This is a genomic window from Luteipulveratus halotolerans, assembly GCF_001247745.1.
Lineage (GTDB): Bacteria > Actinomycetota > Actinomycetes > Actinomycetales > Dermatophilaceae > Luteipulveratus > Luteipulveratus halotolerans.
On record NZ_LAIR01000002.1, the window covers coordinates 106,781 to 131,063 of the forward strand.

The window sequence follows — 24,283 nt, forward strand, 5'->3', positions numbered from 1 at the left end:
GCTGATGACGTCGAGATGCAACACCTGTGGCAGGCCCGTTGAGGGTTCGGTGATCTTGTTCTGCTTGGTCGAGAAGCCGGACGTCGACCACTTCCGGTGCGAGGTGATCCCGACGTGCCCGGAGCACAAGTTCGACTCCTGGCTCAAGGAACGCCGAGCAGCGGCGGCCGATGGAGAGGTCGTCATGTCGACCGAGAGCGAATGGATGCCCAGGGCAGAGGCGGACCGCGAGGCCGACCGGAGGATCAGGGCCGTACGAGGGGCACACGCCGAGGAGCATGGGGAGATGGGCCCGCTGGAGACGATCGGCACGCCGAGCCATAAGGCGGATGGACAGGAAGAGCCGCCGAACCGATAGCGGAGCAGATGGAGTCGTCGCGTCGAAGGCGGTCAAGCTCGCTGGCGCTGCGGGTGGTGGCCATCCACGAGCGCGGAGCGATCACCGGGACCGATCGGTTCGTGCGGGCTTGAGGGCCTGACGTGTCGACGGAGGCTGCTGCGTCGGTACGGCTGCTCGTGTGGTGAGGGCGTTCGATCAACTGGATCGCGCGCCCTCCCTGCATGTGGTGGTCGGCCGTGCCGTGAGCGCGACGGGTGCGGGGGTGCGCGAAGGCCGAGCTTGCGAGGCCGAAGCGCGGGGGTCCCTGCGCCTGGAGCGCGAACGGCGGCGGCCGGCCGCCGAGCGCCGCAGGCGCCTTGAAGTCAGTAGAGAAAGTCCTCACGATACGGAGCGCCTGTATGCCGCCTGACGCAGCGTGGAGGCTTGATCGGCAGGGCATGCCCCGAAGTCAAGGGTTGGATGTCATACTGCGCGCATGGGGACCGGCATGGACGAGCGCGCGCGCCCGCTGCGCTTCGAGAATCCACCCGTTAGGCGCACGAACTTGGCCCTGCGGTATGAGGCGACGGGTCACGTCCAGGCAAGCCATGTCGCGCCGCTGAGGAGTCTGTGGCGTGATGCGTACCCGAATGTGGACGAGCAGGTTCCGACGCCGCCAAGCGAAGGGCCGCAGGCCATCAGGCTCTCGGGCCGCGGGACCACCTGGCCGCTGGCGCGGACGACGTACAGCACTAGTGACGGTCAACGATCGATCGAATTCCAGGGCGACGAGTTTGGTATCGCATGGGAGTTCTCGGAGGATTCCTCTTATCCTGGTTTTGAGGAACTCGTAAGAGAACTTGAAGAGCGTTTGGCCGACTTCGAGAAGACCTTGCGCGACGAGGCTGGAATATCGCTAGTGATCACTGGTGCAGAATGTCGCTACGAGAACGTAATCGACGGCGTCGACGTCGCGGGGTTGGCCACTGGTGTCCTAACAGGATGGACCGGGACTCCTGGGGGCCACTTACCGGGCGCTGGCTATGTTGGAGTACGAATTCATGCGTGCGCTGATGAGGATTCGCATAAATGCTCTTCGTATTTAGCGGTGGATGGTGACGTCGGCGACGAGTCGATATTCTCTATATCAGTCAGTCGGAATGTAGATTCGTCGGAGGAAAGCACTCTCGGCGGCATGCGAGACGCGCATGACGAACTCATTGAACTATTCGTGCAGTACACGTCTGAAGAGCAGCGCGAAGCCTGGGGGAGGGTGGAACTGTCATGACCGCAATTGTTGATCTTGTGCCGAGCTGGCCACGCCAGGAGGCTGGGCATTGGGGCCAGAGGGAGCGGAAATTCGTCTTCACTCCGCGCATTCCCTCGCGAGAAGCTGGCGCCCGCTTCCCGGACCGTCCGTCGTTGACTACGGCGACTCCAGCGATGAAGCACGTCTCTCACTTAATCGAAGAGATTTGCGATGACCTGGGCCACGATGCGTTCGAGGCCAAGACTGTTCGTAACATTTTCGACTTCCTTCGCCAGGTCACGACCGCGGAGTCGACATTCCCATCGATCGTTCCGGATGATGACGGTGTCGCAGTTCTGCATTGGGTTGCCGGCGAAAGGCATCTGCAAGTGGACATCGACTCTGACGGACCCAGCTATCTCTGGGTGAAGGTAGCGAGCGAGTCTTTTTCGTTGACGGATCCAAGTCACGTCCGCACTCTGTCGAAGGCAGTTCTTGCTTCGATGGCGGAGGAAGTGTGGACACGTAATCCCTTCTGGCGTCAGAGCATGCTGCAGCGATGAGCGAGTGGGTCTTCGATGATCCTACGATCCCGGACTCCGAAGGTCTCTATCGAAGGATCCCGAGGGTTCCGAATTGTCTAACGTTTGATTCGTTGAATAACGTTTGGGTGCCCTCGCCGGGGGGGCTGCGTCGAGAAGTGAATGAGGGTATGTCGGTTCACCTCGACTCGGTTCTGCAGAGTCGAGGCCGGGACGTGACATGCCTCTACCCGGTCGAGAAGTACGCGTCCATACTGTTCTGTGCTGCGGTACCTCGCCGGGTAGAGGCCGGCGTTAGGCAGACCCCTGCGGTGGGGGAAACAGACGCGGACCTCTCGGCGGCTCATGCCGATGTTCTTCCCGCGCGGCCAGAGAAGGATCGGCGTAAGTGGCGGGACGTGGTCAATGAGATCGTCGCTGACTCGAAATGGGTCCAGAGACCGGCGTGATGCTGGCTAGTTGCCAACGGAGCGCTATTCACTCCGTTGGCGCAGCGTAGGCAATGGCTGGCACTGCACGGCCCGCTCCGGCCGCGTGGTCGAACTCGCCGAGGCGTATCCAGCCAAGGCGTTCGTAGGTCTTCCGGGCGGCCACATCCTTCTCCATGACATCCAATACGGCGCGCCGATTCATGCGACGAGCCTCGTTAGTCGCGGTCGCGGTGAGACGAGCGCCAAGTCCACGGCCTCGGCCAGCGGGCGACACGAACAGCCGGCCAAGCATCGCTAACCCAGGGCCAGTATTCCCGTGTTGCTCCGCCCACAGCTTGGCCGCGCCCTCGCTCTCGCTGGGGTCGGAGAGCGCGACATGTCCGACAAGCTTGCCGTCAAGCTCAGCCACCCACGCTGACAGAGTGCTGTCCGAGACGAGCCAGGCCAGGGGATTGTCGACGCCCTCGACTGGATAGCCGTCCAGCGCATGGACGGCCACGAGAATTTGGGCGAGCTCAGGTAGGTCGCTGTCCCGTCGAAGTCGAATGACTGCATGGGCGTTGCTCACTTTGCGCCTTCCTCGTTGATCGGCATCGTGTACTGCACGGCGTTGTAGTCGGCTCGCATGACGAACCTCGTGACCTCGAACGGCCGACCTGCGGTGTCGATGCCCGTGTGGAGGACCTCAAGGACTGGGATGCCGTCCGGGATGTGGAGGCGGCGAGCCTCGTCGGGGCCTGGCATCCGGGCTGAGACCTCCTCACGGATACTGGCGATCACGTAGCCGCGGTCCGCGAATCGCGCATACAGACTCCCTTTGCCCATGTCGGCCGAGTCGGCGAGGGGAGTGCCCTCCGCGACCTCCGAGGGGATGTACGTGACGCCTTGCTGCATCGGTTCGTCGTCGGCGAAGTACCAGTTCTCGCGCCGGACCACGGGACTGCTGCACGAACAGGTGACATCTGATCTGGCTTGCCCGTGAGGGTGGCCTGGAAGGATGTTGCTGTGCCTAAGCCCTACCCCCGAGAGTTTCGTGATGATGTCGTGCGCGTCGCCCGCGGCCGTGAGCCGGGTGTGACGCTGGAGCAGGTCGCCAAGGACTTCGGTGTCCACCCGATGACGTTGAACAAGTGGTTGCGCCAGGCCGCGATCGATGATGGCGACAAGCCGGGCACGACCACGGCTGAGTCTGCTGACCTGCGGGAGGCCAACCGGCGGATACGGCTGCTTGAGCAGGAGAACGAGGTGCTGCGCCGGGCGGCGGCTTACCTGTCTCAGGCGCATCTGCCGGGAAAAGGCTCTACCCGCTCGTGAGTGAGCTGGCCGCTGACGGGATTCCCGTGACGGTCACGTGCCGGGTCCTGAAGCTCCACCGTCAGAAGTATTACGCCTGGCTGGCCAGTCCGGTCACCGGTCGTGAGCTGCAGGCGGCCTACCGGGCCAACGCGTTGTTCGATGCCCACCGTGATGATCCGGAGTTCGGGTACCGGTACTTGCTTGTGGAGGCCGCCGACGCGGGTGAGGTGATGACGCCGCGCACGGCGTGGCGGTTCTGTTCGGCGAACGCGTGGTGGTCGGTCTTCGGCAAGAAGCGCGGCAGCCACGGCAAGAAGCCCGGGCCACCGGTGCACGATGACCTGCTCGCTGGTCAGGACGAGCACGGTGTGATCCGGCACTCCTTCACCGCCGCCGCGCCGAACCAGGTGTGGCTGACCGACATCACCGAGCACCGCACTGGTGAGGGGAAGCTGTATCTGTGCGCGATCAAGGACGCCTGCTCCGGGCGGATCGTGGGCTACTCCATCAGCGACCGGATGAAGTCCACCCTCGCGGTCGGCAGCCCTGGACTCGGCCGTCGCGCGGCGACGCGCGCAGGGGCAGGACGTCACCGGGTGCATCGTGCACTCCGACCGCGGCAGCCAGTTCCGCTCACGCAAGTTCGTGCACGCCTTGAACCAGCACGCGCTGACCGGGTCGATGGGCCGGGTCGGCGCTGCCGGTGACAACGCCGCGATGGAGTCCTTCTACGCGCTGCTGCAGAAGAACGTCCTGGACCGCCGCACCTGGGACACCCGCGAAGACCTGCGGATCGCGATCATCACCTGGACCGAACGCACCTACCACCGGCGTCGACGCCAAGACCGCCTCGGCCGGTTGACCCCCATCGAGTACGAGACGATCATGACCACGCCAGCCGATCAGGCGGCATGACTACCACCTGTCACCTGTTCGTGCAGCAGTCCCATGTCCGGCGGTGGCGTTACGCGTTCGATGCTCGTGCAGTCCACGCTTGGGACTCGCCCTTGCCGCTCAACTTCGGCCCGATACGGCGATAGCCCGGTCTCCTGCCGCAGGCGGTTCGAGTACCGCTCAGCACCGAACCGCATGAGCTGCGGCTTGCCCCGCACGAACGATCCTCGTCCGTGCTCCACAGTAATGAGGCCTTGGTCAAGTAGTTGGCGCACCGCCTGAACGAGCATCGGCTGTCGGCCCTCTTCTCCGTTGGGGTGGCGCTCGGGCCCCGCAAGGGCGAGCTGCTGGCGCTGCGCTGGGACGACGTGGACCTCGACGGCGGATCGCTGCGCGTTCATCGCACGGTGCAGCGGCTCGGGCAGGGAGTCGGACTCGTCTCGGGAAGTCCGAAGACGCAGCGCAGCCGGCGCACCATGCCATTGCCTCGGGTGAGTGCCAGTGCTCTCCGCGAGCATCGTGCGCGACAAGACGAGGAACGTTCGACGGCTGGCGGGGCGTGGACCGACCTCGGGCTGGTGTTCAGCACCACGAAGGGAACCGTCATCGAGCCGCGCGACCTGAATCGGCTGTTCGATCAGCAGATCGCAGCGGCCGGCGTACGTCGCATCCGCTTCCACGACCTGCGGCACACGTGCGCCACGCTGCTGCTTGCTCAGGGCGTGTCTCCGCGCGTGGTCATTGAGATGCTGGGGCACACGCAGCTGAGCATGACGACGGACCTCTACGGGCACGTGATGCCTACGGCGCTGCGTTCTGCGGCTGACGCGATGGATGGGGCGCTCGGGGCGTGAGTGTGCAGGTCTCAGGGCGAGAACTTGTGCATCCCGTACTGCTCCCAGGCGGCAGATCGGCTGGCCTGTGGCACCCACTCGATTCGGTACGCGGTGGAGGTGCCATCTCGTTCGACGACGATGTGCCCATTGATGAGCTCAAGTGCTGTCGTCCACGGTGGGTAGTCCTCGTCAGGCCCCTCCTGGGTGCCATCGACCCAGGTCACGAGCGACCATACACAAGGCTGCTTGCGCAGGAACATGTTCCGGAACGAGCCAACGCTGATGGCGACATGGCCCACGATCTCGGCGCCTTCCCACATCGCGGCAACGTTGTGATCGAAGCGGCGCAGATCGCCCGCGCTCAGTTCTTGTCGCTGCACCCGAGCATGGTCTCAAGGCTTGCGCGGCCGCGCGTCCAGATCCTGTTGTGACGCTGACCCGCCCGCGGACCATGCGTCTCTGGCTGGCTCGGTTGCTGTCAGCGCTGCTGTCAGTGGCCGGAGTGGTCAGGGCAACGACAAAGCCCCGACCCGCGTTTCCGCAGGTCGGGGCCTCGTTGACTGTCTCAACACAGCGTGCACCCGTAGGGATTCGAACCCCAAACCTTCTGATCCGTAGTCAGATGCTCTATCCGTTGAGCTACGGGTGCGTGCGTTGCCGTGGCAACGACGAGTAATACTAACGGGCTCCGGGCCGAACTGCGAAATCGGCCGCCGTTCCGGGGCTGAGCGAGGGTCCTAGGACCGAGTCGCCGACGAGTTCAGACCGAAATGAGACCTGGCGACGTCAACCTCGCCCCCGAGCGGGCCGTCCTCATCATGCAAGCCGGACGGGGAGCCGGCCAACGCCAAGGGGGAACATCATGAAGCGTCAGTCCATCGTCATCGCCGGCCTCGCACTCAGCACGAGCCTCACGCTCGCGGCGTGCCAGGAGTCCAAGGATGCGGCAGGTCCGTCCGTACCGGTCGCGGCCAGCAGCAGTACGCCGGCCGGTGCCGCGGGCAGCGCGTCCAGCCCTGTCGAGTCGGCTCAGCCCGGAGCGCCCGCCACGTCGATTGCGCCAAGCACCAGCTCTGCAGCAGGCACGTCCGACGACGGCGGGACGGGCGTCGAGCGCAGTGCTCCGAGCGCGACCGACAACAACGCCTCGTCCTCGAACGCACAGGGTTCCCAGGGGAACTCGGGATCGAAGAGCACGACCCGCGGCAGCGGGCTGACCCTCGACGGGCTCAAAAACGCGCCCTATCCGGCGATGTGTCAGAACCCGGCCGGCACGCTCAAGAACGGCAAGAACATGCGCGGCCACCTCGGTAACGTCGAGGCCAACATGCCGGGCGTCGGCATGACGTACTACAACCCCGGCTCCAAGCCCGCGCTGGTCGACCTGACCGGTGACGGCCGCAAGGAGATGGTGGTCGAGTTCTTCTGCGACGCGGGCGGCGTGACCTGGCCGAGCGTGATCGTGGTCTACGGGCAGGACTGGAGGGTCCTCGGCACGATCGACCTCGCTCACCTCGCCAACAAGGACGCGTTCTACGGCAAGGCCCGGGTCACCTCGTGGTCGGCCGGCCGCAGCGGACTCAACGTCACCTGGAAGGCATTCCAGCCGCTGGAGGGCTCGACCGACTCGCGTCGTACGGGCGTCATCCGGGTGCGCGGCGGCAAGCCTGTGATGACCGACGTCGTGGTCCACACCGGGCATGGCGCCTCGACCGGTGGTGACGAGGGCGGTGACAACGGCGGCGGCCCGTCCGTGAGCCGCACCCAGATCCGCTCGATCAACCCGGTCGTCAACGGTCACCTGGCCGCGGGCTGGACCAGCACCAAGACCGGTGAGAGCTGCGACGGCAGCGAGTCGAGCCCGGTCGCGAGGAGCAGCGGCATCTTCATCTGTGGCGCCAACGCCGCCGGGTACGACGCGTGCTGGGCGCTCGCCGATCACCAGGCCGCGTGCGTGGCCTCGCCGTACCGCAAGCACGTCGACCTGCTCAACCTGACCAAGCCGACGACGGCGCACGAGGTCGCGAACGAGGTGCCGTGGGGTGTGGTGCTCGCCGACGGCACGACCTGCCAGCCGTTCTTCGGCGGTGGCGGGCGGGTCCGCGCTGATGGCTACATCATGCGCTACTACTGCAACGACAAGCGCGAGCTGCTGATGCGCGAGAACGACGGCGGGCGCGGGTGGTTCGACAAGAGCCACGCTGCGTGGACCGTGCAAATCTCAGGCCCCGGCCTCGACGCCCAGCGCACGACCGCGCAGGTCAAGGCCGTGTCGTACGCCGTCCGCTGACGCCTGCTCGACCAGCAGTGGTCGGTCAGCCCGCGAAGGGGAGCGCGGGCAGGCCGGCCACACCCGGCGTACACGTGAAAACCGCTCCGGCAGAAGGCTGTTCGCCGTCGGGAACGTTCTCACGCGTCGTCGTGATGTAGAGCGTGCTCAGGTCGGCGCCACCGAAGGTGCAGGCCGTGACGTTGGTGACGGGCAGCTCGACCACCTGGTCGAGCTGCCCGTCCGGCGTGTAGCGGTGGACGGCCGAGCCGCCGTAGAGCGCGACCCACACCCCGCCCTCGGCATCGACGCACAGGCCGTCGGGGTTGCCCGGCTCGTCGTCGGGCAGCGTCACGAACGGCCGGCGGTTGCTCAGACCCTCACCGGCACTCCAGTCGAACACCGAGATCGCATGGGTCGGGGTGTCGTTGTAGTACGCCGTCTCGCCTGTGGGTGACCAGCCGAGGCCGTTGGAGATCGTCACCGACGGAAGCACCTCGGTGGTGGAGCCGTCGGGATCGAGCCGGAACAGCGACCCGCCACCGGGCGTCTCGTCGTACGCCATCGTGCCGCAGTAGAACCGTCCGGCCGGGTCGGTGCCGCCGTCGTTGAACCGGACCGTGTCGCCGTTCCACAGCTCGGGCAGCGCCTCCAGGTCGGACAGGTCGTCGCGTGAGGCGAGGGCGAAACCGCGTTCGAGCGCGACGACCGCGCCGCCGCCGGCACGCGGGCGCAGGGCGGCGGCCACGGTGCCGACGTGGACCCGCTCGACCGAGCCGTCGTCGTTCAGCGCGAGCACGTCGCCCTTCATCAGGTCGACGTAACGGAGCCGACCGTCGGGCCACCAGACGGGGCCCTCGGCGTGGAACGCGTGCGGCTGGGAGACGGCTTCGGCGCGCATGTGACGAGCCTATCCAGGTGGCCAGTTGCGAACATGTCGCAAGTGGCGAGAGGGTGGGCACCATGCACGTCCCTGACGGATTTATCGACCTGCCCACCTCCGCGGCGACCGGAGTCGTCGCGGCCGGTGCTGTGGCGTTCGCCCTGCGCAAGGCGGCGCCCGAGATCCGCGAGTCGGGGCCGGCGCTGCCGGGCCTGGTGTCGGCGTTCATCTTCGCCGTGCAGATGGTCAACTTCCCCGTCGGGGCAGGCACGAGCGGGCATCTCCTCGGGGGAGTGCTCGCTGCGGCGCTGGTCGGTCCGTGGACCGGCCTGCTGTGTATGACGGTCGTGCTGCTCATCCAGGGCGTGTTCTTCGCCGACGGCGGTCTCACCGCGCTCGGCACCAACATCTCGGTCATGGGCGTGGTCACCGTCGTCGTCGGGTACGCCGTCATGCGGGCCCTCCTGCGCGTCCTGCCCGAGCGCACCTCCAGCGTGTCGGTGTCGGCGTTCGTCGCGGCCCTGATCGCGGTGCCTGCCGCGGCCGTCGTGTTCACCGGCATCTACGCGATCGGTGGCTCGGTCGAGATCCCGGTCGGCAAGGTCGCCACGGCGATGATCGGCTGGCACGTCCTCATCGGCATCGGCGAGGCGCTCATCACCACGGCCGTGCTCAGCGCGGTGCTGTCGTCCCGGCCCGACCTGGTGTTCGTCGCGCGCCACCTGCGCCGTGACCTCGAGCTGGTCGGCGCCGACGGTGAGCGCACGACCGTGGCCGCCGACTCCGCCCAGCCGGGCACGCGTCGTACCCGCCCGCTCGGCCGACGCGGCCTCGGCATCGCGCTCGCCGCGAGCGCGGTCGTCGCGTTCGGCCTCAGCTATTTCGCCAGCTCACACCCCGACGGCCTCGAGTACGTCGGTGAGCAGCTCGGCTTCGAGGGCAAGGACTCCGCCGTCGCGGGCGGACCCATGGCCGACTACGCCGTCAGCGGTGTCTCCAACTCGTTCCTCTCCGGCGGGCTCGCCGGCCTCATCGGCGTCGCGCTGACCGTGCTCGTCGGCTGCGCTGTCGCGTGGCTGATCCGTCGTACCCGCCCGGCGAGCGACGAGGTCGCCGAGCGCGAGTCCTCAACGGTCGCAGGCTGATTCGCGTGGCGGCCACCCATGCCATCGGCGCCGTGCCAGCGCGCGGCGCCGACGCGCTGCTCGTGCGTCGGGCCTCCGTTGTCCACCGGCTGCCCGCACAGGCCAAGCTCGTCGCGCTGCTGGCGTTCGTGGTGGTCGTGGTGGCGACGCCGGCCTCGGCCTGGCCCGCGTTCGTCGCGTACGCCGGCCTGCTCGCCGCAGTGGTCGTGATCGCGCGGCTGCCGCTCGCGACCGTTGCGCGCCGAATGCTCGTCGAGACGCCGTTCGTGGTGTTCGCGCTGCTGATGCCGTTCGTCGCATCAGGCCCGCAGGTCGACGTGCTCGGACTCTCGGTGTCACGGTCGGGGCTGGTCGGCGGCGCGCTGCTGCTCGCCAAGGCGACGCTCGGCGTTGTCGCGGCCATCGTCCTCGCCGCCACGACCGAGTCGCGCGACATGCTGGTCGGCCTCGAAAAGCTCCGGTTGCCAACGGTTCTCGTGTCGATCATCGCGTTCGCGGTGCGATACCTCGCGATCGCGAGCGACGACCTGGAGCGTGCGCGCATCGCTCGGCTCGCACGCGGGGGCAGCGGTCGGCGGGCCTCGGCGCTCAAAGCCGTTGCAGGCACTGCGGGTTCGACGTTCGTGCGCACGTACGAGCGGGGTGAGCGGGTGCATCGCGCGATGCTCGCCCGCGGTCTCGACGGGCCCATGCCTGTGCTCTCGGGGCGTACGACGACCGCCACCGAGTGGCGTACGGCGTTCGCGCTGCCGGTCGCGGCGCTGGTCGCCCTTGTCGTCGCGGTGCTCGCATGACAGCGCCCGCGCTGCAGGTGAGCCGGCTCGGGTTCGCCTACCCCGACGGCCACCAGGTGCTCTACGGCGTCGATCTCACAGTCGAGGCCGGCGAACGCGTCGCCCTGCTCGGGCCCAACGGCGCCGGCAAGACGACGCTCGTCCTGCACCTCAACGGCATCCTCGGCTCCGTCGCGGGCGGCACCGGCACCGGCTCGGTCGAGGTGGGCGGTCTGCGCCTGGCCAAGGACACCCTCGCCGAGGTACGTCGCCGTGTCGGCATGGTCTTCCAGGACCCCGACGACCAGCTGTTCATGCCGACCGTCGGTGACGACGTCGCGTTCGGACCGGCCAACCTCGGGCTCAAGGGCGAGGCGCTGCGCGAGCGCGTCCAGTCGGCGCTGACGGCCGTGGGCATGCAGGAGTACGCCGACCGCGCGCCCTACCACCTGTCGTTCGGTCAGCGTCGCCGCGTCGCCGTCGCGACCGTGCTGGCGATGGACCCCGATCTGCTCGTGCTCGACGAACCGTCGAGCAACCTCGACCCGGCCGCCCGGCGCGAGCTCGCCGAGATCATCCAGTCGCTGCCCGTGGCGGTGCTGATGGTGACGCACGACCTGCCGTACGCCCTGGAGCTGTGCGGTCGTTCGGCGCTGATGGACGACGGGCGCATCGTCGCGCAGCGCCCCACGCGTGAGCTGCTGGCCGACACCGCGCTGCTGCACCAGCACCGGCTCGAGCTGCCCTACGGGTTCGACCCGCTCTCGGTCCCCGGCGCCTGACCGCCGGCGGTGGGGCTCGCCCGGCTCGACCGGCGGGTGGTTCGACCGGCGGGGTGGATGTGCGGGGTCCGTCTCTCGTGGGCGGGTGGGTTCGTGGAGGACTGTGCACTGGTTCGTGTGGTGAGCCAGCGCGCAGGCAGTGGTTCACCACACGAACCACTGCACAGCGAGCGCTGAGGGGGTGCCTGACGGGGACCGCTGGTCGGAGCCGCGCGCTCGCTGGTCGGAGCCGTGCGCTCGCTGGTCGAGCCGTGCGCTCGCTGGTTGAGCCGGTCCGAGCCGCTAGGCGAGGGGCGTGTCGAAACCTGGTGCCATACGGGGAGACTCAGGTGCACGTGGTCACCCGGTTTCGACTCGGGCTCGCCCTGTGGGGCTCGCCCGGCTCAACCAGCGGAATGGCTCAGCCAGCGGTCGGACTCGCCCGGCTCAACCAGCGGACTGGCTCAGCCAGCGTTCGGGCTCGCCCGGCTCAACCAGCGGTCGGGCTCGCCCGGCGGTGATCAGACCTTCTCGGCCTTCTGCGTGGCCGGGTCCCACTTGGTCAGGCGGGCGGCCTCCCAGCCGCGGTCCTTGACGGCCTCGCGGGCCTCGCGGCGCAGCGTCGGGGTGAGCCGCTCGACGTAGAGCTTGCCGTCGAGGTGGTCGGTCTCGTGCTGCAGCGCCCGTGCGAGCAGGCCGGTGCCCTCGATCACGACCTCGTTGCCGTCGAGGTCGGTGCCGGTGACACGGGCCCAGTCGGCACGCGCGGTCGGGAAGTGCTCGCCCGGCACGGACAGGCAGCCCTCGGAGCCGTCCTCGGGGTCGGGCTCGCCCGGCGGCACCGGACCCTTCTCGAGCACCGGGTTGATGACGACGCCACGCTGGTCGGCGACGCCGTCCTCCTCGCCCGGGACGTCGTACACGAAGATGCGCTGCCGGACGCCGACCTGGTTGGCGGCCAGGCCGACGCCGTTGGCAGCGTCCATCGTGTCGTACATGTCGGCGACGAGCGTGCGGACCTCGTCGGTGATCTCACGGACCTTCTTGGTGGGCTGGTGCAGCGCCTTGTGGCCGATGATGGTGATGGGACGAACGGCCATGGTGGCGCGTGACCTCCGGTCAGTGATGGTGGGCGGTGCTCAGGCCTTGAGGTAGTCCGGATCGGTGTCCGAGTCGATGCGGCCGAGCTTGGCGTGATGACGACTGTAAGCGAAGTAGATGACGAACCCGAGCGCCATCCAGACCAGGAACCGCAGCCACGTCTCGATCGACAGGTTGAGCATCAGGTAGGTGCAGATCACCGCCGACACGATCGGCAGCACCGGCGAGAACGGCACCTTGAACGAGCGCTGCAGGTCGGGGCGGCGCTTGCGCAGGATCGGGATCGCCAGCGAGACCAGGGCGAACGCCGACAGCGTGCCGATGTTGACCATCTCCTCGAGCTTGCCGATCGGCGTGAGCGAGGAGACCAGCGCGACGATGGTGCCGATGACCAGGGTGAGGCGCACCGGCGTACCGGTCTTGTCGTGGGTGTGTGCCAGTCCCTTGGGCAGCAGGTTGTCGCGGGCCATCGCGAACAGCACGCGGGTGGCGCCGATCATCAGGGTCATGACGACGGTGCACAGACCGGCGACCGCGCCCGCGGAGATGATCGTCGCGTAACCGCCCTTGCCGGCGTCGGTGAACGCCGAGGCGAGCGCCGCCTTGGGGTCGATGTCGCTGTACTTGACCATGCCGGTGATCACCAGCGAGACCGCGACGTAGAGCACGGTGCAGATGATCAGCGAGGCGATGATGCCGATGGGCAGGTCGCGCTGCGGGTTCTTGGCCTCCTCGGCCGTGGTCGCGACGACGTCGAACCCGATGTAGGCGAAGAACACCAGCGATGCCGCGGTGAAGATGCCCATGACACCGAACGCCGCCGGGTCCAGGCCGAGAATCGTGTCGAACACAGGGCGGTGGATGCCGGTCTTGGCGGCTGCCTCGGTCGACTCGGGGATGAACGGGCTGTAGTTGTCCTTGTCGATGAAACCGATGCCCGCGATGATCACGAACAGCACGATGAACAGCTTGAGGAACACCAGCGCCATGTTGACGCGCAGCGACTCCTTGATGCCGAAGGCGATCAGCGCCGTCAGCACCGCGACGAGCAGGAACGCCATCAGGTCGAAGCTCGACCCGGGCGCCACGGATGCGGGCAGCGTCCAGTCGGCGTGGCTGATGAGCTCGGTGAAGTACTGGCTCCAGCCCTGGGCCACGACGGACGCGCCGAGCATGAGCTCCAGGAACAGGTCCCAGCCGATGATCCACGCGATCAGCTCACCGAGCGTGGCGTAGGAGAAGGTGTACGCCGACCCGCTCACCGGCACGGTCGAGGCCAGCTCGGCGTAGCAGAGGGCCGCGAGACCGCAGCAGACCGCGCCGACGATGAAGGAGATCACCACGGCGGGGCCGGCGAGCTCCTGGGCGGCGCGGCCGGTGGTCGTGAAGATTCCGGCGCCGATGATGACGCCGATCCCGAAGAGGGTCAGGTCGAGGGCGGTCAGCCGTCTCTTGAGCTGGAACTCGTGGTCTTCGGTGGTGTCGCCGATCGACTGCTCGATCGACTTCGTCCGCATGACGCTCATGCGTGGCTCCCTTCGGGCGATGAGTCGGCGAGCCAGGCTAGCCACATCGGAGGGATTACTGGCGAGTCAGTCCGTGTGTCCCACGGAGTGGTGTGGTGAGACGTCCTCGCGCGAGATGGTCCAGCCCGGGTCGGACTCGGCGTCGGCGAGGTCGTGGTCGCGTGCTCGGCGTACGACGCGGGGCGAGACGCGCGACTGGTGGCGGCGGTGCCAGGGCGTCCGGATCCGGTCGCGCAGCGGGGTCCGCTCGTCGTCGTTCTCGAGGTAGCGACCGAGGTGGTGGATCGGGACGTCGGTGACCTCGACCTCCTCGTCGGCCTCGGGAGCCGGCCGGTCGCGGACGAGGGTCGGGTCGGGCGCGCCACCCGGCCGGTCGGGTCCGCCAGAGCCGCCAGGTCCGCCGGGCCCGCGGGTCGGCCCGCCGTTGCCGGGTGTGCCGGGCTTGCCGCCGGCGGCCTCGGGGCCGTCCTCGGCCGGGTCGAACCCGCCGAAGATCTGGCTGCAGATCAGGCGGTAGGTCTCGTCGGGGTCGCGGACCCAGTGGATGGTCGACAGGGCCTGGTCCTGGCCGGCGCTCTCGAGGACGAACGTGCCGTAGCCGAGGACGCGGCCGAGCGGCGAGCGGGTGTAGGACATGTCGGTCACACGCGCCATCGGCATCATCGCGACCTTGCGCGTGATGATGCCGTAGAGCAGCAGCAGTCTCTTGTCGGTGGCGACGAACCAGCTGAAGTGCCAGTTGACCATGACCCAGGCCATGCGGATCGCCAGGACGAACCACAGCCACCAGGCGGCGTTGGTGAGCAGGCCCATGCGGGCCGGTGCGATCGTGCCGATCGTGATGACGAGGAAGAACCCGAAGATCGTGGTCGCCACGGGTTCGACGCGAGCCGCCCAGTGCTCCTGCATGGCGACGACGACCTTCTCCTTGGGGAGCCGGTAGGGCGCCAGTCGTTCGACGGCGCGCCGGTTGACGCCGTCCACGGGCGTTAGCCGCCGTTCAGGATGTTGTCGAAGAAGTTGCCGATGTTGGTGACGCCGTCGGACAGGATCGACCAGACGTTGCGCACCAGATCGGCGGACTTGTCAGGCGATGTCACGACCGCGTAGACGACGAACGCAAGCACCACCCAGGGGACGAACGACTTGATCTTCGCCATCGGGTTCCTCCGTGGGTGACATGGGCCGGGGCTGATCCTGCCACAGATGTGGTGCCTGTGACTGGAGTGACATGGGAGACGCGCGAACCGGCGTACGCTCACAGGCGCCATGAGCGAGATCTCCACCGAGCTGCGCGCTGCTCTCGAACGCGCGTCGTCCGGCGCGTCCACGGTAGCGGTGACGGCCGCCGTCGAACGGCTCAGCGCCCGATATCGCACCGTCGCGGCCGCCGACAGCCCGATCCTCAGCAGTCGCGCGGACGTCCTGGCGTACGCCGTCTACCGGATGCCTGCGACGTACGCCGCCGTCCGCCTGGCCCTGCTGCACGGGCTCGACGCCGGGCTGGGTGCGGTCGAGTCGCTCGTCGACCTGGGCGGTGGCACGGGTGCGTCGGTGTGGGCTGCGGCGGACGTGCTGCCGGGCCTGGCGCAGGCGACCGTGCTCGAGCAGGTGGCCGAGGCGCACCGGCTCGGTCGCGACCTCGCGGGCGACACTCTGCCGCGGGCCGACTGGCGGACCTGGCGGCTCGGCGAGCCGGTGCCTGCGGGCGACCTGGTCACGGTGTCCTACGTCCTGAGCGAGCTCTCGCCGTCGCAGCAGCAGCGGGTGGTCGACGACGCGACGGGTGCCGCGCAGCGCGCGGTCCTGGTCGTCGAGCCTGGTACGCCGGACGGTCACCGGCGGGTGCTCACGGCGCGTGCGGCGTTGATCGACGCCGACTGGCAGGTTATCGCTCCGTGCCCGCACGCGCTCGGCTGCCCGCTCGCGGTCGACGACTGGTGTCACTTCGCGGCGCGGGTCAACCGGTCGGCGCTGCACCGCAAGGTCAAGGGTGGCGAGCTCAGCCACGAGGACGAGAAGTTCTCCTACGTGCTCGCCGTCCGGCCGGGAGAGGCGCCGTCGCCGGGAGGCGCGGCGCGCGTCGTACGACACCCGGTCAAGCGCAAGGGGCTGGTCGAGCTGCAGCTGTGCCGGCCGGATGGCTCCGCGGGGCGTGAGGTCGTGAGCAAGCGGCAGGGGCCCGCGTACAAGGCGGCGCGTGACGTGGCCTGGGGCGACGCCTGGCCGCCCGACCCCTCCTGACGCTCCACCCGCTCTGTCGGCGAACTGCCAAAGAAGTGCTTGACGGTACGACGGCCGGTTGCCCATACTTCCAAACATGTCTTTGGGAGATGAGGCCGACGAGCAGACGTCGGCGTTGCGGGCTGTGGCTCACCCGGTTCGGCTGCAGATCCTGTCGCTGCTCACCGGCGCCGCGATGAGCGCGGCCGAGATCGCCCGGGAGCTCGACATCACGCAGGCCAACGCGAGCTATCACGTGCGGGTGCTGGCCCGGTCCGGCCACGTGCAGGAGGTCGGCACCGAGAGCGTGCGCGGCGGCGTGGCCAAGAAGTACGCCTACCTCAGCGAGGCCGACCGTGCCGCTCGGGGCGGGAGCGGCGGGTCGACGTTCGACCCCGGCGACTGGCAGCTGCAGATCGAGGCGATCGCTCAGGAGCTGCGCCGACGGATCCGCGACCGCAAGCCGGGCGGCAAGGGCAACATCACCGACGCCGAGCTGTGGGTGACCCCGGAGGTGTGGGGCAAGGTCGCCTCACTCGTCCACGAGGCGAGCGCCCTCGTCCATCAGGAGGCCCAGCGCCCCCGCGCCGAAGGCACCATCAAGGTCAACATGCAGGCGTTCCTCTTCGAGATGAACGACGACACGAAGGCCGCCCGATGAAGATGGCCGAGTCGTGGGAAGCGTTGCAGGACAAGCGTTTTCGGTGGTTCTTCATCGCGCGGGCCACATCGCTCGCTGGTTCGTCGATGGCGCCGGTGGCGCTCGCGTTCGCCGTACTGCACGTCGACAAGAGGGCGAGCGCTCTCGCGACCGTCATGACGGGCCGCATGGTCGCGCTCGTCGTCTTCCTGCTCATCGGAGGTGTCGTCGCCGACCGGATGTCGCGCCGTCGGGTCATCCAGGTGTCGCACGCCCTGACCGCCATCACCCAGGGCAGCGTCGCGGCGCTCATCATCACAGGGGTCGCGACCATCCCGATGATCCTGGTGATCGAGTGCGTCAACGGCGCAGTGTCGGCCTTCACGATGCCGTCGATGCAGGGGCTGGTCCCTCAGCTGGTCGAGCCGAGACTCCTGCAGCAGGCCAACGCGCTGATGTCGTTCGCGCGCTACGGCACGCAGATCCTCGGCCCGGTGGTGGCCGGCCTGATCGTGGCCGGCCCCGGTGGCGGCTGGGCCCTGGCCGTCGACTCGCTGACCTACGTCATCGCCATCGTGGCCTTGGCTCGCATCGCGCTGCCGCCCGCTGCGCACAGCGGTGAGTCGATGCTGGCCGACCTGCGTGAGGGCTGGCAGGAGTTCGCCTCGCGGACCTGGCTGTGGGTGATCGTCGTCGGCTTCGGCGTGCTCAACGCCATGACGGCCGGCGCCTGGGCGGTGCTCGGCCCCTACATCGCCGAGACCGATCCCACCCTCGGCGTACGCGGCTGGAGCCTCGTCCTGAGCGCCCAGGCCGCCGGGGCGATCGTGATGACGCTGGTGCTGATGCGGACCCAGCTGAACCGACCGCTTCGGTCCGGGATGATCGGTGTCGCGCTCATGGGCGCGCCGATCTTCGTGCTCGGCGTGCGGCCGATGACGCTGCTGCTCATGCCGATCGCGTTCGTCGCAGGCGTCGGCACCGAGGCCTTCGGCACCGGCTGGAGCGTGGCCATGATGGAGAACGTGCCCGAGCACGCACAGTCGCGGGTGTGGTCCTACGACATGCTCGGCTCGTTCGTCGCGATCCCGATCGGGACGACGGTGTTCGGCTGGCTGGCCACGGCGACCGATCCGAGCAGGATCGTCGCAGTCACCGGCGTGGCCTACACCGTCATCGCCCTCGGGATCCTCCTCGTGCCAAGCGTCCGCAACCTCGGACGCGTGAAACCCGTTGCGACAGAGGCGAGTTCGCTGGCCGGGTAGGCGTTGGGTTCGATCGTGGACGGAGGGCTCATCTCGGCGACGATGCCGGCTCGGGCGAGCCTGCGAGTCCGACCGGAGGAGGAGCCGAGATCAAGGGTTCATTGTGCGACGCCGTAGAGGCGGTCGCCCGCGTCGCCGAGGCCGGGGACGATGTAGCCGTGCTCGTTGAGCCGCTCGTCGATGGCGCCCGTGACCAGTGTGACCGGCACGTGCAGGTCACCGATCTGCTTCTTGAGCGCCTCGATCCCCTCGGGTGCGCACAGCAGCGTCACCGCGGTGATGTCGTCGGCGCCGCGCTCGACGAGGTATCGGATCGACATCGCGAGTGTGCCGCCGGTGGCGAGCATCGGGTCGATGACGTAGCACTGCCGGCCGGACAGGTCGTCGGGCAGCCGGTTGGCGTAGGTGACGGCCTCGAGCGTCTCCTCGTTGCGGGCCATCCCGAGGAAGCCGACCTCGGCCGACGGCAGCATGCGCACCATGCCCTCGAGCATGCCGAGCCCGGCCCGCAGGATCGGGACGACGAGAGGCTTGGGGTTGGCCAGCTTGATGCCGGTGGTCGGCGCGACAGGCGTCTCGATCTCGAACGGCTCCGTGCGCACGTCGCGGGTCGCCTCGTAGGCGAGCAGCGTCATCAGCTCTTCGGCGAGGCGCCTGAACGTGGGGGAGTCGGTCTCCTTGGCGCGCAGGTACGTCAGCTTGTGGGCGATGAGCGGGTGGTCCGCGACGATGACGCGCATGGGCCAGACTCTAGCTGTGACCGAGCTGCGCCCGCCTGCCGTCCATGCGTCGTACGCCGCGTGGCTGGGTCGACCTCTCGCGCTCGCCCGCGAGGCCGCGGCCGATGGTGACGTCCCTGTCGGCGCGGTGGTGGTCGACGGTGACGGGCAGGTCGTCGGCGACGGGCGCAACCGGCGTACGGCCGACGGCGACCCGCTCGCTCACGCCGAGGTGGTGGCGCTGCGTGCGGCGGCCGAGGCGCGCGGAGGCTGGCGGCTCGACGACTGCACGCTCGTGGTCACGCTCGAGCCATGCCCGATGTGCGCGGGCGCAGCGCTCCAGGCGCGCGTCCGACGGATCGTGCTCGGCGCCTGGGACCCCAAGGCCGGCGCGTGCGGCAGCGTCTGGGACGTCGCTCGCGAGCAGCGGGCGCCGCACTGGATCGAGGTCGTCGGCGGCATCCGTGAGCAGGAGTGCGCCGACCTGCTGACGGCGTTCTTCCGGGCGCGGCGCTAGCTGCTCACCGCACCGCCCGCAGCGCTGGAGACGATCGCTGCCGTGATGGCCGCGTTGACGGCGGCCTGCGTCTGGGCGATCGCCTTGCCGACGGCGGCTCCGGCCCAGCTGCCGTCGGCGACCGCCTTGGCCCGCTTCTTCAGGTCTCGCTTCGGCAGGCCGCCGGCGTCAGGGAACACGGCCGGCACGGCGTCGATGGCGTGGACCAGCGAGATGAGGGTGGCGCCACGCGGTTCGACCGGCGCCGAGCCGAGCAGCTCACGCAGGAGCGCGTCACGCGTCGCCTCCTGAGCGTGCCGGTCGAGCACCGGCCACGTCGTCCGAGGGAAGATCCCGAGGAAGGTCGAGCGCTCGGCCCGCACGGCTCCCTCGACGGCGAGACCGTCGTACAACCGACCGCGCAGCCCCTTGGCGACCTTGCCCAGCGCGTCCTTGGGCTTCTTGCCCTGCTTGGCGACGAAGTGGGCGAGTGCAGCGTCCAGGTGCGGGTTGCCGACCGGGCGCGCGTCTCGTACGAGCAGGCGGCCGCGGTCGTCCACGGTGACCTTCTCGAGCAGGGCGAGCTCGCTGAGCAGGGCCCCGGCGAGTCCGAGGTCGATCTTGTTGCCGGCGGCAATGAGTCGGCCGTCGGCGGCGGTGAGCTGCAGCAGGAGGTCCTCGGCGATCAGCATGTGGACGACGGTAGGACTCCGTCCTGCCGCGCGCATCGGCCGAAGGTCGTACATCCGCGCAGGAGATCCGTCCCGAGGATGAGCACGCCGACGTGACCTGCGCCATACTTCAGCGCGAATGATTGACCTCGCCGTTGGCAACCGGAAGGACTTCCGATGAGCACGATCGACTACACCCGCAAGGGGACGGGCGAGCCCGTCGTCCTGATCCACGGCATCGGGCACCGGCGCGAGGCGTGGGGTCAGGTCTTCGACCGTCTCGCGGCGTCGTACGACGTCATCGCCATCGACCTGCCCGGTCACGGTCGGTCACCGGCCGAGCCCGAGAACAAGCACCAGCTCGAGCCCACGGTCGACGAGATCGAGGAGCTGTTCGTCGAGCTCGGCGTCGACCGCCCGCACGTGGTCGGCAACTCGCTCGGCGGCCTGCTGGCGCTCGAGCTCGGTAAGCGGGGCAGCGTGCGTTCGGTGACGGCCCTGTCACCGGCGGCGTTCTGGGACGTGCGCGGCCGCGTGTGGGCGGCGACCTCGCTGACCGCGCTCAAGGCGATGGCGATGACGCCGACGCCCGTGCTGCGGCTGTTCTCCGACAAGCCGCTGCTGCGCAAGGCGACGCTGTGGTCGCTCTACACCCACCCCGAGCGTCTCGACGGTGAGCGCGCGCTCGGTGACGCGCTGAGCCTGCGCCGCCGCAAGGCGTTCTTCCCGATCCTGAAGCAGGCGCCCACGGTCCGCTGGAGCGGCGAGACCGTCGTCCCGACCACCGTCGCGTGGGCGGGCCAGGACCGGATCCTGCTGCCCTACCAGGCCAAGATCGCGCAGGCGGCGCTGCCGAAGGCGCGGCACGTGGTCGTCCCCGGCGTCGGTCACGTGCCGATGGAGGACGACCCCGACGCGATCGAGCAGGTCATCCGCGAGCAGCTGGCCGCAGTGCCGGCTGCCACGACGGCGACGCTGGCTTCCTGACTCGTACGCCGGTCGGTCATCTCTCCCTGCCCGCCCAGCACCTGAGACGACCCACTCTTTGCGAGACGACCCGCCGATCCGCGGGTCGTCTCGCAGAGAGCGGGTCGTCTCGGCTGTCAGCGGGGAGGCCGACTCAGGTCGTCGGGTCGCTGATCGGCTGCTTGGGCAGCTTGCGGACCTTGGCGCGTCGGCGGCGACGCTCGGGCACCATCGAGCGCATCTCCTCGAGGCGGCCGAAGCACAGCAGCCGGTCCTCGGGCTCCAGGACAAGGCCGCGGCTCGGGTTGGGGATCACGCTCGTACCCCGGTGCATGGTGAGCACCGTGATGTCGCGCTCTTCGAGGCCTGACTCGCGCAAGGTCATGCCGACCAGGTCGGCGCTGCCGCGCACGACGAGCTCGGCGACGCCGTAACCCGTTGAGACAGTAAGGCGTTGGCGTACGTCGATCTCGGGGAAGGCCACCTGGTTGGAGATGTGGTCGATGATCGCGCCGGCGACGTCGAGCTTGGTCGCGGTCTCGATGCCTTCGAGGCCGGGGGAGGAGTTGACCTCCATCACCAGCGGTCCCTGGTCGCTCTCGAGCATGTCGACGCCGGCGACGCGCAGACCCATGATCTGCGCAGAGCGCACCGCAGCCTCCTCGAACTCCTTCGGCAGCTCGACGGACTCGACCGCACCGCCCCGGTGGACGTTGGAGCGGAACTCATCGCCCGAGGCCCGCCGACGCATCGCCGCGACCACGCGGTCGCCGACGACGAGCGCGCGGATGTCGCGCCCCTTGGACTCGGCCACGAACCGCTGGATCAGGACGTTCTGGTTGGTGCTGTGGAGTGTCTCGATGATCGCCTCGGCGACGTTGACCTCGGGCGCCAGGATGACGCCGATGCCCTGCGTGCCCTCGAGCAGCTTGATGACGACCGGTGCCCCACCGACCCGCTCGATGGCGTCGCGCACGTCGGCGCGGTTGCGTACGAACGCCGTCGCCGGCATCCCGATGTTGTGGCGCGACAGGATCTGCGTGGCGCGCAGCTTGTCGCGGGCGTTGGCGATGCCGTGCGCCGTGTTGGGCGTGTAGACGTCCATCTGCTCGAACTGCCGCACGACAGCGGTGCCGAAGTAGGTGATCGAGCTGCCGATGCGGGGCACGATCGCGTCGTAGTCGGACAGCGGGCGCCCGCGGTACTGCAGGTCGGGCTCGTCACCCGACAGGTCGATCGCGAAGCGCAGCGTGTTGAGGACCTTGACCTCGTGGCCACGGTCGAGCGCAGCGCTGCGCAGGCGCTGTGTGGAGTACGCACGCGGCGCGCGCGAGAGGATGGCGAGCTTCATGGGGGACACCTGGAAAGATGGGACACGTGCCAGAGCCGCCCCATTCAAGCACCCTCATCGGGTGGCGTGAGTGGGTACGCCTGCCCGGCACCGATGTGCGCTGGATGAAGGCCAAGATCGACACCGGCGCACGCACCTCCTCCCTCCACGCGTTCGACGTCGAGGAGCTCACGCGCGACGGCCGGGAGTGGGTCCGCTTCTCCGTTCACCCCTGGCAGCACAGCGACGAGGACGCCGTCGTGCTGGAGCGTCCGGTGCACGACCGCCGGCTCGTCCGCAGCTCCAACGGGCACGAGCAGGAGCGCATCGTCGTCCAGCTCGACCTGGTGCTCGTACGCCGGCGCCTCACCGCCGAGGTCACCCTCGCCGACCGCGACGCGATGGGGTTCCGGATGCTCGTCGGCCGTGAGGCCCTGGAGCGCGGTTACGTCGTCGACTCGCGCCGCTCGTGGGTCGGCGGTCGTCCGCGAAGGCTGGTCCGCGACAAGAACGCCGGCCGCTGAACCTCGGCCGGTCTCAGTCCTCGGCGGGCAGCAGGTAGTGCGTCTGCCCCGACCAGGTCGCCGTGACGTACGCCGCCGTCGACGCCGCGTCCATCGTCGTCCAGTCCGGGGTGTACTCGGCCTGATCGCGGCCGATCCGTCGGCCCAGCTCGACGATCTCGTTGCTGGCCGGGTTGCGTTCGGTGTCGTAGACCTTGAGGGCGTCGACGAGGCTGGGCGTGGTGGTCATCGCTTCTTCGAGCCCGAGGGCGTCCTGGAGCGCCTTCGTCGCTCCGCTGCCGGTGTGCGGGCGAGTGACGGCGTTGGCGTCGCCGGCGAGCAGGAAGGGCGCATCGGCGCTCGTCCGCAGCGTGAGGTCGACCACCGGCTGGAGGCCCAGGCCGTCTGCCGGAGTCGCGGTGATGATCTGGTTGATCCGAGCAGGCAGTCGCGCTGCAGCGAGCTCACGGCTCCACGCCAGCAGTCCGTCGACCGCGGTGTCGGGCGCGAAAACCCCTCGTAGTGGGTCGATCTCGGTCTCGGTGGGCGGCTCGGCGTACATCACCCAGTTGATCAACCGGCCACCGTGCGCGTCGGGAATGGCGTAGACGATCAGGTGGCCGCCGTCGTACATCACGGTGAGGCCGGTGTCGGAGAGCAGCTCGGTGAGCTCACGGTCGTGCTCGATGCTGCGCAACGGTGTGACGCCTCGGAAGGCCACGTAGCCGGCGTACGCGGGGGCGGCGTGCGGCTCGACCAGGCCGCGTACGACCGAGCGATGACCGTCGGCCCCGATGACCAGGTCGTACGCCGTGTCGGGCTCTCCCTCGACACTCACCACGGCGCGCCCATCGCTGTCGCGGCGCAGGCCGGTGACACGACGCCCGGTGAGGTACGACTCGTCAGGAACGTTGGTACGCAACGACTTCCACAGCAGACCCCAGTTGCACGTGATGAGCTGAGGCGTCTGCCGCCACAGCTCGCGCCACCCGTCGCCACTGGACTCGCGCGTCAGCCACAGGCGGTGCGGGATCGACAGCGCGGGTGCGTCAGACGGCAGGTAGCCCTTGGACAGGAGCGTCGCGTGCAGCGGTGTCGGGAGAGCGATGCCGAAGCCGCGGTCGGTGAGGTCGCCGTCGCTGCGTTCGAGCACGGTCACGTCGTGCCCCGCCCGGCTGATGGCCATCGCGCAGGCACAGCCGGCGATGCTGCCTCCGACGACGGCAACGGACAGGCGGTCGACGGGCGTGCTCGTACGTCTCCTTCGCAGCGGCGTGGTCGCACGCCCATTGAGTCATCCGGATGTCGGCCGGGTCACGACTTTTTCGCTGCAGCTGCGGTCCGGAAGCATGCCCGAGCACGCCCAGGCACTCCCGCGCAAGGTGCTGTCCCGTGTGGTGGTCGTGGCGCCACGGCGAGGCACTCACGATCGCCTCGCCGGACGC

Annotated in this window: 26 protein-coding genes, 1 tRNA gene and 1 pseudogene; 15 read left to right on the forward strand and 13 right to left on the reverse strand. The window is 68.7% G+C overall.

The annotated features are described in order from the left end of the window. Positions 1–4: 4 nt before the first annotated feature. From VV01_RS00915 to VV01_RS23120, 3 genes are all read left to right on the forward strand, one after another. Entirely contained in the window at positions 5–358 is a 354-nt protein-coding gene (locus VV01_RS00915) for a hypothetical protein (RefSeq protein ID WP_050668245.1), read from the forward strand. Positions 359–815: 457 nt separating this feature from the next. Beyond that, positions 816–1,607: a hypothetical protein gene (locus VV01_RS23115; RefSeq protein ID WP_157508686.1), complete on the forward strand. Its 792-nt coding sequence runs from the start codon at positions 816–818 to the stop codon at positions 1,605–1,607. Further along, positions 1,604–2,131: a hypothetical protein gene (locus tag VV01_RS23120; protein ID WP_157508687.1), complete on the forward strand. Its 528-nt coding sequence runs from the start codon at positions 1,604–1,606 to the stop codon at positions 2,129–2,131. Before VV01_RS23115 ends, VV01_RS23120 begins: the two co-directional genes overlap by 4 nt. 456 nt (positions 2,132–2,587) lie before the next feature. Here the strand turns inward: VV01_RS23120 and VV01_RS00920 are convergent, their stop codons facing one another. Both VV01_RS00920 and VV01_RS00925 read right to left on the reverse strand, forming a co-directional pair. Then, a complete protein-coding gene (locus VV01_RS00920; RefSeq protein ID WP_071606242.1) occupies positions 2,588–3,109 on the reverse strand; it encodes a GNAT family N-acetyltransferase in 522 nt (173 codons plus the stop codon). Further along, the gene (locus VV01_RS00925) at positions 3,106–3,477 is read right to left on the reverse strand and encodes a UTRA domain-containing protein (protein WP_050668246.1); all 372 of its coding nucleotides are present in this window, start codon (positions 3,475–3,477) and stop codon (positions 3,106–3,108) included. Before VV01_RS00925 ends, VV01_RS00920 begins: the two co-directional genes overlap by 4 nt. Before the next feature lie 69 nt (positions 3,478–3,546). Between VV01_RS00925 and VV01_RS00935 the strand changes: the two are divergent. Next, positions 3,547–4,752, forward strand: a pseudogene (locus tag VV01_RS00935) (IS3 family transposase). A 245-nt stretch (positions 4,753–4,997) separates the two neighbouring features. Further along, positions 4,998–5,585: a site-specific integrase gene (locus VV01_RS00940; RefSeq protein WP_197274964.1), complete on the forward strand. Its 588-nt coding sequence runs from the start codon at positions 4,998–5,000 to the stop codon at positions 5,583–5,585. A gap of 11 nt (positions 5,586–5,596) precedes the next feature. Here VV01_RS00940 and VV01_RS00945 read toward each other — a convergent pair whose 3' ends face one another. Both VV01_RS00945 and VV01_RS00950 read right to left on the reverse strand, forming a co-directional pair. Next, positions 5,597–5,947, reverse strand: a complete 351-nt coding sequence (locus VV01_RS00945; protein WP_157508688.1) for a hypothetical protein — start codon at positions 5,945–5,947, stop codon at positions 5,597–5,599. Between the two features lie 196 nt (positions 5,948–6,143). After that, positions 6,144–6,216, reverse strand: a tRNA-Arg gene (locus tag VV01_RS00950). A gap of 213 nt (positions 6,217–6,429) precedes the next feature. On the opposite strand from VV01_RS00950, the gene VV01_RS00955 reads away from it, so the two are divergent. Further along, positions 6,430–7,857: a hypothetical protein gene (locus VV01_RS00955; protein WP_050668250.1), complete on the forward strand. Its 1,428-nt coding sequence runs from the start codon at positions 6,430–6,432 to the stop codon at positions 7,855–7,857. 25 nt (positions 7,858–7,882) lie between these two features. Here VV01_RS00955 and VV01_RS00960 read toward each other — a convergent pair whose 3' ends face one another. Continuing rightward, complete coding sequence (locus VV01_RS00960) at positions 7,883–8,737, reverse strand: SMP-30/gluconolactonase/LRE family protein (protein ID WP_050668251.1); 855 nt, start codon at positions 8,735–8,737, stop codon at positions 7,883–7,885. Positions 8,738–8,799: 62 nt separating this feature from the next. On the opposite strand from VV01_RS00960, the gene VV01_RS00965 reads away from it, so the two are divergent. The 3 genes from VV01_RS00965 to VV01_RS00975 are packed head-to-tail and all read left to right on the forward strand — an operon-like array spanning position 8,800 to position 11,419. Continuing rightward, positions 8,800–9,864, forward strand: a complete 1,065-nt coding sequence (locus VV01_RS00965) for an energy-coupling factor ABC transporter permease (protein WP_050671643.1) — start codon at positions 8,800–8,802, stop codon at positions 9,862–9,864. A 5-nt stretch (positions 9,865–9,869) separates the two neighbouring features. Further along, positions 9,870–10,658, forward strand: coding sequence for a cobalt ECF transporter T component CbiQ (gene cbiQ / locus VV01_RS00970; protein ID WP_231635124.1), 789 nt, complete (start codon positions 9,870–9,872; stop codon positions 10,656–10,658). Beyond that, the gene (locus VV01_RS00975) at positions 10,655–11,419 is read left to right on the forward strand and encodes an energy-coupling factor ABC transporter ATP-binding protein (RefSeq protein WP_050668252.1); all 765 of its coding nucleotides are present in this window, start codon (positions 10,655–10,657) and stop codon (positions 11,417–11,419) included. Before cbiQ ends, VV01_RS00975 begins: the two co-directional genes overlap by 4 nt. Before the next feature lie 500 nt (positions 11,420–11,919). Here VV01_RS00975 and def read toward each other — a convergent pair whose 3' ends face one another. The 4 genes from def to VV01_RS23720 form a co-directional block, all read right to left on the reverse strand. Beyond that, the gene (gene def / locus VV01_RS00980) at positions 11,920–12,498 is read right to left on the reverse strand and encodes a peptide deformylase (protein WP_050668253.1); all 579 of its coding nucleotides are present in this window, start codon (positions 12,496–12,498) and stop codon (positions 11,920–11,922) included. Between the two features lie 39 nt (positions 12,499–12,537). Beyond that, the gene (locus VV01_RS00985) at positions 12,538–14,025 is read right to left on the reverse strand and encodes an amino acid permease (protein WP_050668254.1); all 1,488 of its coding nucleotides are present in this window, start codon (positions 14,023–14,025) and stop codon (positions 12,538–12,540) included. A gap of 66 nt (positions 14,026–14,091) precedes the next feature. Beyond that, a complete protein-coding gene (locus tag VV01_RS00990; protein WP_050668255.1) occupies positions 14,092–15,009 on the reverse strand; it encodes a PH domain-containing protein in 918 nt (305 codons plus the stop codon). A 5-nt stretch (positions 15,010–15,014) separates the two neighbouring features. Next, positions 15,015–15,185 (reverse strand): hypothetical protein, encoded by a 171-nt coding sequence (locus VV01_RS23720; RefSeq protein WP_197274965.1) that lies wholly within the window; start codon positions 15,183–15,185, stop codon positions 15,015–15,017. Between the two features lie 109 nt (positions 15,186–15,294). Here VV01_RS23720 and VV01_RS00995 point away from each other — a divergent pair, with 109 nt between their 5' ends. From VV01_RS00995 to VV01_RS01005, 3 genes are all read left to right on the forward strand, one after another. Further along, positions 15,295–16,269, forward strand: a complete 975-nt coding sequence (locus VV01_RS00995; RefSeq protein WP_050668256.1) for a small ribosomal subunit Rsm22 family protein — start codon at positions 15,295–15,297, stop codon at positions 16,267–16,269. A 76-nt stretch (positions 16,270–16,345) separates the two neighbouring features. Then, positions 16,346–16,909 (forward strand): ArsR/SmtB family transcription factor, encoded by a 564-nt coding sequence (locus tag VV01_RS01000; RefSeq protein ID WP_050668257.1) that lies wholly within the window; start codon positions 16,346–16,348, stop codon positions 16,907–16,909. Further along, positions 16,906–18,153 (forward strand): MFS transporter, encoded by a 1,248-nt coding sequence (locus VV01_RS01005; RefSeq protein WP_050668258.1) that lies wholly within the window; start codon positions 16,906–16,908, stop codon positions 18,151–18,153. Before VV01_RS01000 ends, VV01_RS01005 begins: the two co-directional genes overlap by 4 nt. A 98-nt stretch (positions 18,154–18,251) precedes the next feature. Here VV01_RS01005 and upp read toward each other — a convergent pair whose 3' ends face one another. Then, entirely contained in the window at positions 18,252–18,893 is a 642-nt protein-coding gene (upp, locus tag VV01_RS01010) for a uracil phosphoribosyltransferase (RefSeq protein WP_050668259.1), read from the reverse strand. A 16-nt stretch (positions 18,894–18,909) separates the two neighbouring features. Here upp and VV01_RS01015 point away from each other — a divergent pair, with 16 nt between their 5' ends. Next, a complete protein-coding gene (locus tag VV01_RS01015; RefSeq protein WP_407942880.1) occupies positions 18,910–19,389 on the forward strand; it encodes a nucleoside deaminase in 480 nt (159 codons plus the stop codon). On the opposite strand, the gene VV01_RS01020 is transcribed toward VV01_RS01015, so the two are convergent. After that, positions 19,386–20,060: a GOLPH3/VPS74 family protein gene (locus VV01_RS01020; protein WP_050668260.1), complete on the reverse strand. Its 675-nt coding sequence runs from the start codon at positions 20,058–20,060 to the stop codon at positions 19,386–19,388. The two genes, VV01_RS01015 and VV01_RS01020, sit on opposite strands and share 4 nt — an antisense overlap. A gap of 156 nt (positions 20,061–20,216) precedes the next feature. Here VV01_RS01020 and VV01_RS01025 point away from each other — a divergent pair, with 156 nt between their 5' ends. After that, positions 20,217–21,026: an alpha/beta fold hydrolase gene (locus tag VV01_RS01025; RefSeq protein ID WP_050668261.1), complete on the forward strand. Its 810-nt coding sequence runs from the start codon at positions 20,217–20,219 to the stop codon at positions 21,024–21,026. Positions 21,027–21,159: 133 nt separating this feature from the next. Here the strand turns inward: VV01_RS01025 and rimK are convergent, their stop codons facing one another. After that, a complete protein-coding gene (rimK, locus tag VV01_RS01030) occupies positions 21,160–22,356 on the reverse strand; it encodes a 30S ribosomal protein S6--L-glutamate ligase (RefSeq protein WP_050668262.1) in 1,197 nt (398 codons plus the stop codon). Positions 22,357–22,373: 17 nt separating this feature from the next. Here rimK and VV01_RS01035 point away from each other — a divergent pair, with 17 nt between their 5' ends. Next, a complete protein-coding gene (locus VV01_RS01035; RefSeq protein ID WP_050668263.1) occupies positions 22,374–22,859 on the forward strand; it encodes an ATP-dependent zinc protease family protein in 486 nt (161 codons plus the stop codon). Positions 22,860–22,872: 13 nt separating this feature from the next. Here the strand turns inward: VV01_RS01035 and VV01_RS01040 are convergent, their stop codons facing one another. Then, the gene (locus tag VV01_RS01040; protein WP_331456467.1) at positions 22,873–24,108 is read right to left on the reverse strand and encodes an FAD-dependent oxidoreductase; all 1,236 of its coding nucleotides are present in this window, start codon (positions 24,106–24,108) and stop codon (positions 22,873–22,875) included. Between the last annotated feature and the right edge of the window lie 175 nt (positions 24,109–24,283).